Origin of the sequence: Nonomuraea purpurea, assembly GCF_042650645.1 — a bacterium.
Lineage (GTDB): Bacteria > Actinomycetota > Actinomycetes > Streptosporangiales > Streptosporangiaceae > Nonomuraea > Nonomuraea purpurea.
Genome location: NZ_JBHSBI010000017.1, coordinates 138,097 through 153,414, shown reverse-complemented (window position 1 = coordinate 153,414; position 15,318 = coordinate 138,097). Strand labels below are relative to the sequence as shown.

The 15,318-nt window shown below is 67.3% G+C and carries 16 protein-coding genes; 10 read left to right on the top strand and 6 right to left on the bottom strand.

The window, feature by feature from the left end:
* Positions 1–15: 15 nt before the first annotated feature.
* Positions 16–744 (bottom strand): ABC transporter ATP-binding protein, encoded by a 729-nt coding sequence (locus tag ACFOY2_RS31260; RefSeq protein WP_379531684.1) that lies wholly within the window; start codon positions 742–744, stop codon positions 16–18.
* Positions 741–1,247 (bottom strand): PadR family transcriptional regulator, encoded by a 507-nt coding sequence (locus ACFOY2_RS31255; protein WP_379531683.1) that lies wholly within the window; start codon positions 1,245–1,247, stop codon positions 741–743. Before ACFOY2_RS31255 ends, ACFOY2_RS31260 begins: the two co-directional genes overlap by 4 nt.
* Positions 1,248–1,375: 128 nt before the next feature.
* Between ACFOY2_RS31255 and ACFOY2_RS31250 the strand changes: the two genes are divergently transcribed.
* The 6 genes from ACFOY2_RS31250 (at position 1,376) to ACFOY2_RS31225 (ending at position 7,915) form a co-directional block, all read left to right on the top strand.
* Positions 1,376–2,623 (top strand): ABC transporter substrate-binding protein, encoded by a 1,248-nt coding sequence (locus ACFOY2_RS31250; protein ID WP_379531682.1) that lies wholly within the window; start codon positions 1,376–1,378, stop codon positions 2,621–2,623.
* A gap of 7 nt (positions 2,624–2,630) precedes the next feature.
* On the top strand, positions 2,631–3,959 hold the full coding sequence (locus ACFOY2_RS31245; protein ID WP_379531681.1) for an ABC transporter substrate-binding protein: 1,329 nt from the start codon (positions 2,631–2,633) through the stop codon (positions 3,957–3,959).
* A gap of 12 nt (positions 3,960–3,971) precedes the next feature.
* Positions 3,972–5,351 carry an ABC transporter permease gene (locus tag ACFOY2_RS31240; protein WP_379531680.1) on the top strand — a complete coding sequence of 460 codons (1,380 nt, stop codon included), beginning with the start codon at positions 3,972–3,974 and terminating at the stop codon, positions 5,349–5,351.
* Entirely contained in the window at positions 5,348–6,250 is a 903-nt protein-coding gene (locus ACFOY2_RS31235) for a carbohydrate ABC transporter permease (protein WP_379531679.1), read from the top strand. The genes ACFOY2_RS31240 and ACFOY2_RS31235 overlap by 4 nt, the downstream gene beginning before the upstream one ends.
* A 653-nt stretch (positions 6,251–6,903) precedes the next feature.
* Entirely contained in the window at positions 6,904–7,581 is a 678-nt protein-coding gene (locus ACFOY2_RS31230; protein ID WP_379531678.1) for a uracil-DNA glycosylase, read from the top strand.
* A gap of 10 nt (positions 7,582–7,591) precedes the next feature.
* Entirely contained in the window at positions 7,592–7,915 is a 324-nt protein-coding gene (locus ACFOY2_RS31225; RefSeq protein ID WP_379531677.1) for a hypothetical protein, read from the top strand.
* 182 nt (positions 7,916–8,097) lie between these two features.
* On the opposite strand, the gene ACFOY2_RS31220 is transcribed toward ACFOY2_RS31225, so the two are convergent.
* Positions 8,098–8,625 carry a hypothetical protein gene (locus tag ACFOY2_RS31220; protein WP_379531676.1) on the bottom strand — a complete coding sequence of 176 codons (528 nt, stop codon included), beginning with the start codon at positions 8,623–8,625 and terminating at the stop codon, positions 8,098–8,100.
* 137 nt (positions 8,626–8,762) lie between these two features.
* The gene (locus ACFOY2_RS31215; protein WP_379531675.1) at positions 8,763–9,056 is read right to left on the bottom strand and encodes an MTH1187 family thiamine-binding protein; all 294 of its coding nucleotides are present in this window, start codon (positions 9,054–9,056) and stop codon (positions 8,763–8,765) included.
* A 167-nt stretch (positions 9,057–9,223) separates the two neighbouring features.
* Here ACFOY2_RS31215 and ACFOY2_RS31210 point away from each other — a divergent pair, with 167 nt between their 5' ends.
* The 4 genes from ACFOY2_RS31210 to ACFOY2_RS31195 all read left to right on the top strand — a co-directional run bounded on the left by ACFOY2_RS31210 (position 9,224) and on the right by ACFOY2_RS31195 (position 13,512).
* Positions 9,224–10,849 carry an FAD-dependent monooxygenase gene (locus tag ACFOY2_RS31210; RefSeq protein ID WP_379531674.1) on the top strand — a complete coding sequence of 542 codons (1,626 nt, stop codon included), beginning with the start codon at positions 9,224–9,226 and terminating at the stop codon, positions 10,847–10,849.
* Positions 10,850–10,967: 118 nt separating this feature from the next.
* Complete coding sequence (locus ACFOY2_RS31205) at positions 10,968–12,107, top strand: suppressor of fused domain protein (protein ID WP_379531673.1); 1,140 nt, start codon at positions 10,968–10,970, stop codon at positions 12,105–12,107.
* 177 nt (positions 12,108–12,284) lie between these two features.
* On the top strand, positions 12,285–13,121 hold the full coding sequence (locus ACFOY2_RS31200; RefSeq protein WP_379531672.1) for an NAD(P)-dependent oxidoreductase: 837 nt from the start codon (positions 12,285–12,287) through the stop codon (positions 13,119–13,121).
* Positions 13,122–13,167: 46 nt separating this feature from the next.
* Positions 13,168–13,512, top strand: a complete 345-nt coding sequence (locus ACFOY2_RS31195; protein ID WP_379531671.1) for a winged helix-turn-helix transcriptional regulator — start codon at positions 13,168–13,170, stop codon at positions 13,510–13,512.
* A 7-nt stretch (positions 13,513–13,519) separates the two neighbouring features.
* Here the strand turns inward: ACFOY2_RS31195 and ACFOY2_RS31190 are convergent, their stop codons facing one another.
* Both ACFOY2_RS31190 and ACFOY2_RS31185 read right to left on the bottom strand, forming a co-directional pair.
* Entirely contained in the window at positions 13,520–14,269 is a 750-nt protein-coding gene (locus tag ACFOY2_RS31190; protein WP_379531670.1) for a hypothetical protein, read from the bottom strand.
* 29 nt (positions 14,270–14,298) lie between these two features.
* Positions 14,299–15,285: a hypothetical protein gene (locus ACFOY2_RS31185; RefSeq protein ID WP_379531669.1), complete on the bottom strand. Its 987-nt coding sequence runs from the start codon at positions 15,283–15,285 to the stop codon at positions 14,299–14,301.
* Between the last annotated feature and the right edge of the window lie 33 nt (positions 15,286–15,318).

Genomic DNA, 15,318 nt, shown 5'->3' with positions numbered 1-15,318 from the left:
TCGTCGCTCGTCCGCTCACCTGAGGTCGATCACCTCTCCTGCGGTGCGGGTGCGCCGGCGCGCGATGCGGCCGTCGTCGACGATCTCCCCGTCGAACAGCGACACCAGGCGGTCGGCCAGGCTCGCCACGCGGGCGTCGTGGGTGACCATGACGATCGTCTGGCCCTCCTTGTGGACGTCGCTGAGCAGGCGGAGCACGTCGCGGGTGTTGCGGCTGTCGAGGTTGCCGGTGGGCTCGTCGGCCAGCAGCAGGGCGGGCTGGTGGGCCAGCGCCCTGGCCAGCGCGACCCGCTGCTGCTCGCCTCCGGAGAGCTGGGCGGGCGACGCCTCGGACCTGTCGGTCAGGTTGAGCGCGCCGAGCAGGTTCTCTCTGCGCTCGCGGGCCTCTTTGGGCGAGACCCCGGCCAGCAGGGCCGGCAGCTCGACGTTGTCGCCGACGGTCATGTTGGCGACGAGGTTGAAGAACTGGAAGACGAACCCGATCTTCTTGCGCCGCAGCAGCGCCCAGGCGCTCTCCGAGAGCGTGTCCACGCGCTTGCCGTCGAGCCAGATCTCGCCGCTGGTCCTGGTGTCGAGCCCGCCCAGCAGGTGGACGAGCGTGGACTTCCCCGAGCCGGACGGCCCCATGATCGCCACGAACTCGCCGGCCTCGACCTGCAGGTCCACACCGCGCACGGCGGGCACGGGGACCGCGCCATCCTGGTAGATTTTGACCAGATTGACCGTTTTCACAACCGCGCTCATGCCAGATCCTCCTGGCAACGCTCCAGCCAGTCAAGATCGGCTTGCAGGTGCAACATGGCGCCCTCGATCAGCAACGTCGCCACCCGGTCGGTCTGCGGCGTTCGGGACAGGAGGTCGTTGAGGTCGCCCATCAACGACAGATAGTGGCGGCGCTGCCGGCTGATCAGCGCCATGCGGTCGGCGATGCCGGTGAGCGGGGCGAGCACGAGCTTCATGAAGAACTCGTCGCGCACCCTGGGACCCTCGGTCGGCTCGTCCACCCAGGTCGTGAGCACGTCGCGGCCCTTGGCCGTCAGGTAGTAGACCTTCTTGTTGGGCCGGTTGGACTGCTCGACGTCGACCGCCCTGATCAAGCCGTCCTTCTCCAGCCTGCCGAGGGTCACGTAGATCTGGCCGATGTTGGGTGAGGGATAGGCGCTGCCGAAGGTCTGCTCCAGCGCCTGTTTGAGCTCGTAGCCGTGGGCCGGCTCTTTGGCCAGGAGCGCAAGCAGGTGAAGCCGCAACCCCTCACCTCCCGCCGTGTTACGAATGCGTTACGTGGCTATCCGTTGACCTACAGATTACAGGTGTGCATAACATGAATGCATCTACCTAACACGTATGTAATCACTCTGAACACGGAGGCAACAGAGTGCTGCGCCCGCTTTTTGCCGCACTGGCCATGCTTGTCACGGCCGGTTGCGCGGGGGCGGGTGACGAGGGCGGCGGCGAGAGCGGGACGGGCGGAACGGGGCCCATCACCTTCGTCACCGGCCGCGACACCACGGCGTACCTGCAACCCCTGCTGGACCGCTGGAATCAGGCCCATCCGGCCGAGAAGGTGACGCTGCTGGAACTGCCCGAGGCCGCCGATGAGCAGCGTGCCCAGATGGTGGCCAACCTCCAGGCTCAGAGCAATCGGTACGACGTGCTCGGACTGGACGTGGTGTGGACCGCCGAATTCGCGGAGAACGGCTGGATCATCCCCCTGGCGCGCGGGTCGTTCCCGCTCGACAGGTTCCTGCCGCCTGTCGTGGAAACGGCGGTCTACAAGGGCAAACTTTGGGCGGTTCCGTACACGAGCAACGCGGGGCTGCTGTATTACCGGACTGACCTGGTCAAGAAGCCGCCGCGCACGTGGGCGGAACTTCGCGATCAATCCCGACAAATTAGGAAAAAGCACAATATTGAGGGGTATTCCGGTCAGTTCTTGGCCTACGAAGGGTTGACCGTCAACTACTCCGAGGCCGTGCAGTCGGCGGGCGGCGAGATCGTCAGCCGCGACGGCACGGAGGTGCGGCTCGACCCCGCCAAGGGCGGCGTCGCGCTCTCCTTCCTGCTCCAGGGCCTGCGCGAGGGGTGGATACCCAAACAGTCGCTGAGCTACAAGGAGGAGGAGTCGCGCCTGGCCTTCCAGGAGGGCCGGCTGGCCTTCGCCCGCAACTGGCCGCACGGGTACGGCCCCGCCAGGGCCGAACTCGGCGACAAGCTGGGCGTGACCAGGCTGCCGGGGCTCGACGGGCCGGGGTCCAGCACGCTGGGCGGCGCCAACCTGGCGATCAGCGCCTACTCCAAGCACCAGCAGACCGCACAGGAGTTCATCCGCTACTTCACGAGCCTGGAGAACGAACGCCGGGTCCTCACCGAGGGCTCCTTCCCACCCGTGTGGACCGAGCTGTACGACGACCCCGCGCTGATCAAGCGCTTCCCCTACCTGCCCGTGCTCAAGGAGAGCATCCTCGCGGCCAGGCCACGGCCGGTCACCGCCAACTACAACCAGCTCAGCCTGGTGATCGCCAGCTCGGTCGCCAAGGCGCTCAACAACCCTTCCCCCGAGTCCGCCGACGACGTCGCGGCCTCCATGAAGTCCGAACTCGAAGAGATCATCAGAACCCAGTGAGGCAGTCATGCGAACAGCCAGAGCAGCAGCGATCCTGGCAGGGCTTGCGGTAGCCGTCGCCGCGTGCGGCAACGCGCCGACGACGACGCCGGACAACGCTTCGAGCTCGGCCCCGGCCAGTGACGCCGGCGGCGCCAAGACTCTGCAGGGCGTGAAACTCGAAGTCGCCGCCAAGTGGACCGGCGACGAGCAGAAGAACTTCGAGCAGGTGCTGAAGGCCTTCTCCGACAAGACCGGCGCCGAGATCACCTACGCCTCCACCGGCGAGGACACCGGCGCCTACCTCGGCCCGCGCATCCAGGGCGGCAGCCCGCCCGACGTCGCGATCCTGCCGCAGCCGGGCCTGGTGCAGCAGTACGCCGACCAGAACGCGCTCAAGCCGCTGAGCGACCCGGTCCTGCAGGAGATCGACACCAACTTCACCCCGTACTGGAAGGAGCTCGGCTCCGCGGACGGCAAGCCGTTCGGCGTGCTGATCAAGGCCGCCCACAAGTCGCTGGTCTGGTACCGGGCGCAGGCGTTCGAGGACGCGGGCGTGCAGCCGGCGACCACCTGGGACGAGCTGGTCAAGAACGCGCAGACCATCGCCGACTCCGGCACCGCGCCGTTCTCGTTCTGTGGCGCCTCCGGCTGGACGCTGACCGACCTGTTCGAGAACGTCTACCTGTCCACCGCGGGTCCCGAGAACTACGACAAGCTCTCCAAGCACGAGATCCCCTGGACCGACGCCACCGTGACCACGGCCCTGGAGAAGATCCAGCAGATCGTGGGCAAGAAGGAGTTCGTGGTCGACGGCGCCTCCGGCGCGCTGCAGACCGACTTCCCCGGCTGCGTGGACAAGGTCTACGGCACCAAGAAGTCCGCCATGGTCATCGAGGCCGACTTCGTCGCCGTCTCGGCCGTGCAGGCGGGCGCCAAGGTGGGCGAGGAGGCCAAGTACTTCCCGTTCCCGAAGGTCGGCGACACCGCGCCCGTCATCCTCGGCGGCGACGTGGCAGTGATCATGAAGGACTCCCCCGGTGCGCAGGAGCTGGTGAAGTTCCTGGCATCCAAGGAGGGCGGCGAGATCTGGGCCAAGCTGCCCGGCTACCTGTCCGCCAACAAGAACGTCTCCCCCGACAACTACCCCGACGAGCTGACCAAGCAGCTCGGCCAGACGATCGTCTCGGCCGGTGACGCCGTCCGCTACGACATGTCCGACCTGGCGCCGAGCGCGTTCGGCGCCACCGACGGCAAGGGCGAGTGGAAGGTACTGCAGGACTTCCTGCGTGACCCGAGCGACATCAAGGGCGCGCAGGCCAAGCTCGAGGACGAGGCCAAAAAGGCCTGGAAGTAAAGAGGTAAGGCCGTGACCGAACGGTTGGACGGCCCGCGACAGGCCCCGCCCGCGGACGACGCGGGCGGGCCCTCCTCCGGACCGGCTGATTCCCCCCGCACCAAACAACGCCTCGGCCCCTCGCCGGCGGTCGCCATCGCCTTCCTCCTCCCGGCGGCGCTGCTGCTGGGCATCTGGGTGGTCTATCCGATCGTCTACTCCATCTTCCGGAGCCTGTTCGACGCCAACGGCACCGGATTCGTGGGACTGGGCAACTACGCCACGATCTTCACCGATGGCGGCATGCTCACCACCATCCGCAACAACCTCATCTGGGTCATCGTCGCGCCGATCATCGTCACCACACTGGGGATGATCTTCGCGGTGCTGACCGAGCGGATCAAGTGGGCGACGGCGTTCAAGCTGATCGTGTTCATGCCGATGGCGGTCTCCCTGATGGCGGCCGGTGTGATCTTCCGCCTCGTCTACGAGGAGAACCCGGACAAGGGCCTGGCCAACGCCGTCCTGACGACCGTGCACGACACGTTCTCCTCCTCGCAGGGCTACCCGGAAGCCCGCCCGCGCGAGGGCGACCAGTCACCGGTCGCCGACCAGAACGGCGCGGTCGTCACCAAGCAGGCCGTCCAGGTGGGTCAGCCGGTGCTGATCCCGATCGTGGGCGTCAAGCAGGAGACCATGCCGGGCAACGCCCAGACCGCGCGCGCCCCGACGGCCGGCGACGTCCTATCGGGCACCGTCTGGTTCGACTTCACGCAAGGCGGCAAAGGCCAGAGCGGCGTCGTGGACGGCGAGGAGAAGGGCCTGCCGGGCATGACCGTGGAGGCGGTGCAGAACGGCCAGGTCGCCGCGACCGCGACGACGGCCGGCGACGGCTCCTTCCACTTCGCGGGCCTGCCCGCGGGGTCCTACGTCGTACGGCTTCCGCAGTCGAACTTCCAGGCCGCCTACGGCGGGCTGACCTGGCTCGGCGAGACGCTGATCACTCCGGCGATCATCGGCGCGTTCGTCTGGGTGTGGGCCGGGTTCGCCATGGTGCTGATCGCGGCCGGCCTCGCGGCCATCCCGCGCGACGCCCTTGAGGCCGCCCGCATCGACGGCGCCACGGAGTGGCAGGTGTTCCGCAAGATCACCGTGCCGCTGCTGTCGCCGGTGCTGCTCGTCGTCTTCGTGACGATGATCATCAATACGCTGAAGGTGTTCGACCTGGTCTTCATCATCGCGCCGGCCTCGGTCCAGCCGCAGGCGAACGTGATCGCGCTGGAGATGTGGCGCGTGGCGTTCGGCGGCGGGAACAACCAGGGTCTGGGCAGCGCGCTGGCCGTCTTCCTGCTCATTCTGGTCCTTCCCTTCATGATCATGAACATTCGCCGGTTCAGAAGGGGGGAGTCATGACTACGGCAACGGCTGAGGCGCCGTCGTCCGGGCTCGAGACGGGCGCTCCGCGCAGGGGCGTGCTGAGCAAGATCGTCGATCGCGTCGGGAGCGGCGCGGTCCAGGTCGTGATGGTGCTTCTGGGGCTGTTCTGGCTGGTGCCGACGCTCGGCCTGCTGGTCGTCTCGCTGCGCGACACCGAGGTCAACACCGCCGAAGGCTGGTGGACGATCTTCACCAAGCCGTCCGATCTGATCCTCTCCAACTACACCGACCTGCTGGCCACCGGCTTCACCGCCTCCTTCTGGAACACCGTGGCGATCACGGTGCCGACCACGATCCTGGTGATCGGCATCGCGGCCATGGCCGCCTACGCGTTCGCCTGGATGGAGTTCCCCGGACGCGACCTGGGCTTCCTCATCGTGGTCGGGCTGCTGATCGTGCCCATCCAGATCGCGCTGATCCCCATCGCGTCCTTCTACGGCGGCCTCGGGATCTTCGGCTCGATCCCCGGCGTGGTGCTCTTCCACGTGGCGTTCGGCCTGCCCTTCGCGATCTTCCTGCTCCGCAACTTCTTCGTCGGCATCCCCGCCTCGCTGCTGGAAGCCGCGCGGATGGACGGGGCGCCCGAGTGGAAGATCTTCGTGTCGGTGGTGTTCCCGCTGGGCAAGCCCGCCATCGCGTCCCTGGGGATCTTCCAGTTCCTGTGGGTGTGGAACGACATGCTCATCGCGCTGGTCTTCGCCAACGCCGGCAACCAGCCGATGACCAAGGCCCTGCAGTCACAGATGCGGCAGTTCGGGTCGAACGTCGACATCCTCTCGTCCGGCGCGTTCCTGTCGCTGATCATTCCGCTGGTACTGTTCTTCGCCTTCCAGCGGTACTTCGTCCAGGGCATGATGGCCGGCTCGGTCAAGTAACCCGGTGAAGTGACAAGGCCCAGAACGCCCGCCCCGTCCGGGCGTTTTGGGCCTCGGCGTTCGCGGCGAACGTCTGGGGCGGACGCTGCCTTGCCTGCGTAACGCATGGGCGCCGATCAGTGGATCGAACGGCGCGGAGGAACACCCGCCGCATTGGTCCGGCCGTCATCTTGTCGGCTCCGGAGCAAGAGAGCCGGGGCTACGACGGCTCCCCTTGATGACCGTCGTAACAAGCCCAGTGCTACCGCTGGGGATCCATGAAACCGGATGCCCACATAGGTTTCATGCCCCTCGTCAAGCGGATGGTCGGACGGGTCGGGTTCACCCTTCCTCCACGCCGCCGAGCTCCTCGATCTGCTCCTTGGTGAGTCCGGGCACGAGCGCCACCCGGGCCGTGTGCGTACCATCCAGCTGGGCCATCGCCTCCTGCATCGCCGTGTGCAGTTCAGCCCGACGGACCCGGAGGTACGCAGGTGCCACATCTGAACCACGCACGACAACCTCCAGTGCCTGTCCCGAACGAAAGCGTACGCCCCTGACCTGGGTGATGCGCGGCTCTTCAAACCCGGCAAACCCGCGTTGTGATCATTCTGGTACGGCTTGACACCGTGTTTCGGCCGCAAGCAGTACCAGACCTGACTAAGCTCCCGGACATGGCAGGTCGTCCCCTTCATGAAGTCGTCGAAGCCGGATGGGCTCAAGCGCTTGAGCCCGTCGCCGATCAGATCTCGCTGATGGGCGAGTTCCTGCGCAAGGAGATCGCCGAGGGCAGGCAGTACCTGCCCTCGGGCCCGCACGTCCTGCGTGCTTTCAGCCAGCCCTTCGACGACGTCAAGGTGCTGATCGTGGGCCAGGACCCCTACCCGACGCCCGGTCACCCGGTGGGGCTGTCGTTCTCGGTGGCCCCCGACGTGCGTCCCCTTCCCGGGAGCCTGCTGAACATCTACAAGGAGATGGAGACCGACCTCGGCCTCCCCCGCCCCGCCAACGGCGACCTCACGCCGTGGGCCGACCAGGGCGTGCTCCTGCTCAACAGGGTCCTCACCGTGATGCCGGGCAAGCCCGCCTCGCACCGCGGCAAGGGCTGGGAGCAGGTCACCGAGCAGGCCATCCACGCTCTCGTGGCCCGCGACAAGCCGATGGTCGCCATCCTCTGGGGCCGCGACGCGCGCAACCTGGCGCCGATGCTGGGCAACATCCCGCGCATCGAGTCCGCCCACCCCTCCCCGCTGTCGGCCCGCAGCGGCTTCTTCGGCTCCCGGCCGTTCAGCCGCGCCAACGAACTGCTCGTCCAGCAAGGCGCGGCACCCGTCGAGTGGAAGCTGCCCTAAAGTCATCGCCATGAGTGACGAACCGAAGTACCTGCGCCTCACGGTCGAGCTGACCGTCGAGGTGCTCGATGTGAACGCGCTGCAGGCGGCGGCGCTGGCCGAGATCAGGCACCCCGAAGCCGACCTCTCGGAGGAGGAGCGCACCGAGCAGGCCGAGCTGGTCAACTCCGACGAGACCGGCGCCTCTGCCCTGCAGTGGCTCATCGAGCCCGATCACGTGCTCCAGCTCGTGGAGCACATCGCCGAGATCGAGCCGCGCGAGGCCGTGCTGGGTGTGGAGCCCTCGGAGGGCCCCAGCGAGGAAGAGGACGAAGAAGAGCACGACCACGTGTGACATCGAGTTCCGCACGACCTGTGTACCCCTTGAGGTGACATGAAGCGGCGGCCACGGCGTCAAGAAACGTCGTGGCTTTTCGCTGCTCCCACACGGCTCCGGCAGTTGGGGTCCGGGAGGCCTCCCCTCTGGTATGGGCGGCCCATCCGGAACCGGGCCGGTCGAGTTGACGTGATGGGCCGTTACCCGAGGCAGTCCTGCGCGGTCAGCATCAGGGTCACACCGATGACCATGTTCTTCGTCACGAGGAAGACGTAGGACGCCTTGGGGTTGCCCGGAACGGTGGCGAACGTCCCGTAGCGCGCGTTCTGCTTCAGGTTGGGGTAGGCGGCCTTCAACTGCGCGGGGGTGGAGCCTATGCCGATGCCCTGAGGTGTTTTGACGCTGCGGCCGGGTGCGGAGATCGTGACCACGCCCTGCTTCTTCGAGACGAACAACCCCGCGCGGTTGCCGCTGTACCGCCGCTCCTTCAGGTCGTAGGTCGAGCACTTGGTGGGGGCGTTGATGGTCTTGCGGACGATCCTTCCGGTGGCTTTGGCCCGCGCCTCCGTCATCCCGAGCTTGATGTTGCCGTACCCGAACGGCCCCAACGCCCTCTTCTGGGCAGCGGAGGCGTTCGCCGCGGGCGCGACGCCCGCCGGCACGACGCCTCCGGCCAGCGCCACCACGAGCGCCGACCGACCGATCCGCACGGCTATGGTCTGCTTCACAACGTTTCCTCCATGATCGCGAGTCCGCAACCATAGCCCGAACGCGCTTCGGGTGTGGGCGATTCACACGATCAGCAGGCGTCCGCGACCGTCACGACGGTACGGCGCGGCCGATGGCTGGATGCGTCCAGGTTTGTTCACTGGGAGAGGTGGCGTTCCAATGACTCGATCTTGCCGCTCATCCCGTCGGTGACCCCTTCCCGCAGGTCGGCCTTGAGCACCAGGCTCACCCGCGGAGCCACCTCCTTCACCGCCTCCACCGCACGCTTGACCACGTCCATTACGTCATCCCATTCGCCCTCGATCGTGGTGAACATGGCATCTGTCCGGTTGGGCAGCCCGCTCTCGCGGACCACCTTCACAGCGCGGGCGACGGGCTCGGCGACACCTTCGCCGACACCGAGCGGGGTGATGGAAAATGCGACGATCATTGAGGGCTCCCTTCGCGGCCAGAGCGACTTCGATCTTAACGAGCGTCGACGACGCCGCTTCAAGAAAGCCACCATTCGCGATATGTCTTGACCGTGTCGCCATACGCGACATATCGTGTTGTCCGCGACCGCAACGCGATAGTACGCGTTCTTGGAGGTGGACAAGCATGGAACACGAGCGAGTGCCCGTCCTGGTGGTGGGCGGCGGGTATGCGGGATTGAGCGCGGCGACGCTCCTGGCCTGGCGCGAGGTCCCCGTGATGCTGGTCGAGCGGCGTCCGGGCACCTCGATCCAGCCCAAGTCGTTCGGCGTGAACCCGCGCGCGGTCGAACTACTGCGTCCCGTCCCGGGTCTTGAGGAACAGCTCAGCCAGGTCTGGACGGGCATCGGCGTGAGCCCTCACATGATCACGAGCGACGCTCCGCCCTTCCAGGCCGACATCACCCCGGTCGCGCCGGTGGGGGCGCCGCAGACCGAGATCGAGCGCGTGCTGCGGGCCAAGGCCGAGGAATTGGGCGCCGACCTGTGCTTCTCCACCGAACTGATCTCGCTTGAGCAGGACGACGACGGCGTGACGGCGCTGCTCCGCACCAGGGGCGTCGAACGCGTCGTCCGGGCGGACTACGTGGTGGCCGCCGACGGGTACGAAAGCCCGCTGCGGCAGCTCATGAACGTCCCCACCTCGGGCAAGGGCGAACTGGGACGGACGTGCTCGATCATGTTCGACGCCGACCTGACCGGGCTGGTGAGCGACCGCGAGACCACACTCCGGCACCTGCGCAACGACCTGTTCACCGGCGCGATCGTGACCGGTTGCGGGGTGGGCGCCCACGTTCTCGGCGTCAACTACTCCGACGAGGACACCGAGGCCGACTTCACGGACGAACGCTGCGTCGATCTCGTACGCGCCGCCGTCGGCCGGCCCGGCCTCGACGTCCAGATCCTGGACAAGACGACGTTCCCCGTGGCCCACCTGCTCGCCGACACCTACCACTGCGGCCGGGTCTTCTTCGCCGGGGACGCCGCCCACACCATGCCACCCACCGGCGGTCAGGCCGGCAGCCTGGCGCTCCAGGACGGCTGCGACCTCGCCTGGCGGCTCTGGCTCGTTCTCACGGGCCAGGCGAGCCCCTCCTTCCTCGACACCTACGACGCCGAACGCCGCCCGATCGGCACCCTGACCGCCACCGCCCAACTCGCCGGCTTCGGCGCGCACACGCCTCTCACCGCCCGAGTCGCCACCTTCGGCGCACTCACGCCTCCCACCTCCCAGCCCACCACCTTCGGCGCATCCGCACCTCCCACCGTCCGAGTCGGCTACCCGGAACCCATGCAGGACCCGGCGAGCGCCCTCGTCGCCCACCGCTACCACTCAGCGGCGATCCTCACCGAACCGGACGACGACCGCTCCATCCTGGAGAACCCACGCATCCCCACCGGCCGGCCCGGCAGTCGTGCTCCCCATGTGGTGCTCGACTGGGACGGCCAGCCCATGTCGACCATCGACCTGTTCGGCTCGGGCTTCGTGCTGATGGCCGACAAACAAGGAGGTCAGGTCTGGACCGACGCCGGGCGGCTGGTCAAGGAGCGGCTGGGGGTGCAGCTCACGCGGTTGCTGGTGGATGAGGAGCTGATGGACGTCGAGGGACGCTTCCGGCAGCGGTACGGCGTTCGCGGGGGCGGCGCCGTGCTCGTACGGCCGGACGGATACGTCGCCTGGCGCTCCCCCGCGCCCACCCCGGAACCGGCGGCCACCCTCGAACGCGTCCTCAGGCAAATCCTCAGCCGCTAACCCAGCGCATCGCCTCCACAACTCTGGCCATGAGTGACCAACTCCCACAAAACCAAAAGTCGGCTTTCCGAAGATCACTATGATGTCGTCGGTCCTGCCCCCTTCCGGAAGGCTTCCCGTGGCCACGCATGCAGAGCTCGTCCAGGTCTTCGGCGCGGACGGTGTCATCACGCTCGACCGGGCCGACGTCGAGTCCCACGGTTTCCGTCCCGACGACGTGGAAGTGCTGTGCTCGGTCGGTATCCCGGTGACCGCCGGCATCGTCTTCACCATGAAGGTGAACGGCCCGTACGAGGCCTTCACGATGGTGGACGCCGAGACGCAGGACAGGCCCGCGCGCTTCTTGATCCTCGGCAAAGGGGCTGACGGCGAGCAGAACGCCTATGCGGACCAGATCCGCTATGCCGTTGAGCTGGAGAGCGGCAACGTCTTCATGCTCGGCATCGAGGACGGCAAGTTCACCAGCCACGTCGAGACGGTCAACACGACGCTCAATTCCTTCGTGGAGTTCCTCTACCGGAGCGAGCTACGCCGAACGGAGATCGCGGGGACGTCCGCCGAGGAGGCACGCCCGTACACCGAAAAGCTCATCGCCGAACTGAAGTCCCTGGACGAGCGGGCTCTGGCACCCGACACCTTCTGGGGCGGGCTGTTCGAGGTGTACCTCCAGACGGGCGTCCCGGAGATCCGCGAAGGCAGCCGCAAGGCGATCGTCGCCGCCCTGGATGCCCTGCTGCCTGATGGGCAACCGCTGCACTGGTCGACTGACACCCCGATCGGCAAGGGTGTCCAGGAGCTGAGCGCCCACCGCGCGGACGGCCACTGGCTGCTGGTCACCTGGGGTTTCAGCGACCTGGACGGCGTCCTTGACCTCGACACCGGAACCAGCGGCCTCGGCTTCGAACTGACGATGCGCGTGCCTCGCGAGGAAAACGATGAGATGCCGCCCGGCTGGGCCCTGCAGACGCTGCGCAACCTGGGCGAGTACGTCTTCAGCGAGGGATACCCGTTCGCCGACGGGCACCGGATGGGCGTCGCCGGCCAACTCGGCCCGGAAAGCAGCCGGCTCAACGCCCTGGCCTTCATCACCGACCCTCAGCTCGGCACGATCGACGCTCCCGGTGGCCGAGTCGAGTTCATCACAGCCGTCGGGGTGACCCGCGAGGAACTCGCCGAGGCCAAGGCCACCAGCAATGATGCGGTCCTGGCCCGTCTCACCGGCGAGCATGGGGTACCGATCACCGACGTCACCCGCTGAGTCTTGGCAACGCCCTTGATCGAGGGCGAGATCAGACGATCAGCAACTCCTCTCGGCGGGCGTGGAGCCGACTGCGGAGCCGTTCCAGCTCACGGCCGCTGCCACCGAGCTCTCTAACTCCAAGGTAACCACGCACTTCGAAGTGCGTTCTTGTGGCACGGTCCGCGCCGGAGAACAGTGGTCCGCATGAACATCACGCATGAACGAATCAGCATCCTCGGCCTGGGAGCCATGGGGCGTGCGCTTGCGGGCGCGCTTCTCGAAGCGGGCCGCGAGGTGACCGTGTGGAACCGTACCCCCGGAAAGGCGGGCGACCTTGTCGCGCGCGGTGCGCGGGAGGCGTCGAGCGTGGAGGAGGCGATCAAGGCGGGCGACCTGACGGTCGTGTGCCTGCTGGATGACTCCAGCGTCCGTGAAACGCTCGCACCGGTCGCGCCGAAGCTGGACGGCAGGACGCTCGTCGATCTCACCAGCGGCTCCGTGCGGCAGGCGCGGGAGCTCGCCGGATGGCTCAAAGGGTACGGGGTGCGGTTCCTTTCCGGCGGGATCATGGCTGTGCCGCCGACGGTGGGGACGGAGGGAGCCTTCATTCTCTACAGCGGCGCCCGTGACCTGTTCGACCGTGTCGCCCCTGTGCTCAGTCCCATGGCCCGCCCGCACTGGGTGGGCGAGGACCCGGGGTTCGCGGCACTGTACGACATGGCCGCGTTGAGCGGTATGTACGGCATTGCGGCTGGGGCGGACCACGCTGTGGCCATGGTCCACGCAGAAGGCGGCGACGTGGAGACCTTCAAGCGCGAGGTGCTGGGGCTCTGGCTGGAGCAGATGCTCCCGTTCATGGTCGTCGGCGCCGAGGCGAGCGAGACTGTCCTGGAGGACTCCAACCCGGGGATGCAGGCGACTGGCCTGGAGACCATGCTGGCCGCCTCCGAGGAGGCGGGCGTGCCCGCGGAGCTCGTGGGACACCTGCGCGCTTCGCTGTGGCGGATGCGGCACGCGGCCACGGTCGCCTGAGTCTCGCCTCAGGGCTGCGCGGCGGATCCCGGCTACCATGAGGCAGATGCGTAATCCGCCGTACATCTGCGCCCTTGATGCAGTGATGGATGTTGTCGGGGGCAAATGGAAGGCCCTGATCCTTTGGGCATTGGACGCGCGCATCCATCGATTCGGTGAGTTGCGCCGGAGCCTGCCGGGCGTCAGCGAGAAAGTGCTCGCCCAACAACTGCGTGAGCTCGAGGCGGACGGGATCGTCAGCAGGACCGTGTTCGAGGAGACGCCGCCCCGGGTCGAGTACGCGTTGACCGACGAAGGCGTCGCGCTCTTGGCAGCGCTCGGCGCTCTGGGGGAATGGGGTCGTCGCCGCATGCACACGCTCGACCTCGTTCCCACCCACGGCCAGGAGTAAGCGTTGGTCAGCTGATCAGCAACTCCTCTCGGCGGGTGCGAAGTCGGTAGCGGAGCCCTTCCAGTTCGTGGCACCGCTCCTCCAGCCGCTCCACGGCCCCTCGCGCAACACCGACCCTCCGCCCTTCACCACCGGACTTCCGACCACGGCCACTGGGCCTCTGACCGTGGCCACTGAGTGTTCCGCCATGGCACCTCAGCGATGCCGGTTCGACCGTCATTCCCAGTGCCTTGAGTCGCTGGGCGAAGTCCGTCAGGGCCGCTTCGCATGCGCCTCCCCCGGTGTGCAGGAGCGCGGTTCCTGCTGCTCGGGCGCGTTCTCTGGCCGGTAGTTCCACGTCCAGCTCGGACAGTAACCGATTGATCTCCAGCAGTTCGGCGCCTCGCGGGTCGGCCGATGCGGCCACCCGTCGTTCCTCACGTACCAGCAGTTCTTCGTAGAGGTCTTGCGCCGGGCCCACTGCGGCCAGTTCCTGTTCCACCGCCGCGAGCACGACCGTCAGCGCGCCCAGCCGGGCCTCGGCCACGGACACCGACTCCTGATCCCACACGTCAACCGCATCGAGGGCCTTTCGCGCCTCCTGCACGAGGTCGATGATCTCCGCGTGTCGTTCGGTCAGCTCGTCCCTGCGACGTGCCCGGCGGCGGGCCGTACGCAGGTCTTCGTTGATCATTTCAAAGGGGATCACGTGACTTGGACGTCCGCGAGGGCGAGCCGGTTCAGGACGATCATGCAGTTTTACCTTCAAATCGGGCATAGCGGCCATGTGAGGACGGGCTACTGGCGTCAGGCGGCGAAGGCCGGAGCTATGGGGTGGCGGCCGAGCTGGGCCGGGGTGGAGTGGCCGGTGAGGGCTTGGGTGGTGCACAACCAGTCGTTCAGTGAACCCGCGAAGCCCGGCGGCGGGCCGACCTTGAGGCAGGTGACCTGGCCCGTGCCCGGCCCCGGGCCGACCTTGAGGCGGCGGATGCTGCCCGTGCGGCCCAGTTCGCCTATGTCGGCGTTGTACGGCGTGAGCTGGACGCCGAACGGGAGGCCGCTGCCGTCGGGCTGGTCCGATGGCCGTATTCGGAGGTAGTCGTCGATCTGGCGTTCGGTGGCGTCGGGATGGGTGGTGACATAGGCGAGGTGGTCGGTGACCAGGCGGTGGGCGACCGTGCGCAGGAGGTTGATCGCGCACAGGTTGTGGGCGCAGGCGGCGCCGTCGAGGGTGATCTCCGGGAGGGCGAAGCGGCGCATGCCTCGGGAGGTGACGCGCAGGCAGTCGCATACGCCCAGGTCCGCTGGGTCCCACGGCGGGCAGGTGGCGTCGTCGTGAATCTGGACGTCCCAGGAGAGCCAGTCGTCGCCGAGGCTGAACGCCATGGGCTCGGTCGTGCACTTTCCGCAGGTGAGGATCGAGGAGCCGGTCAGCGGGTCGAACAGAAGGCCGCCCGATTCGCGGGCCAGGGCTCTGGCCACGGCCCTTGCCGTCTGGAGGATGGAGGGGAGCTTGTGCGGGGGCGCGCTGGAGGAGATGACGACGTGCTGTTTCGTCCGGCGAAGGCGGCGTCTTTCCTCATCTGAGAGGTTGGGGACACTCGTCGGCTTCCAGGGGGTCGGGTGGTGGGTCATGGTGAGCGATGCGTCGTTCAACGCGGCGAGTGCGGCCTTCTTGAACGGGCCGCCCCCGATGCGCCAGGGCACGAATGACTCCACGTCGAACAGAAGGCGCTCTGTGGCGACGATGAATTGGGAGGTCAGTGTGCTGGGCAGGGGGAAGGTGATCATCATGAACGGCCTCCGGGTGTCGGGCTGACGTTGGGA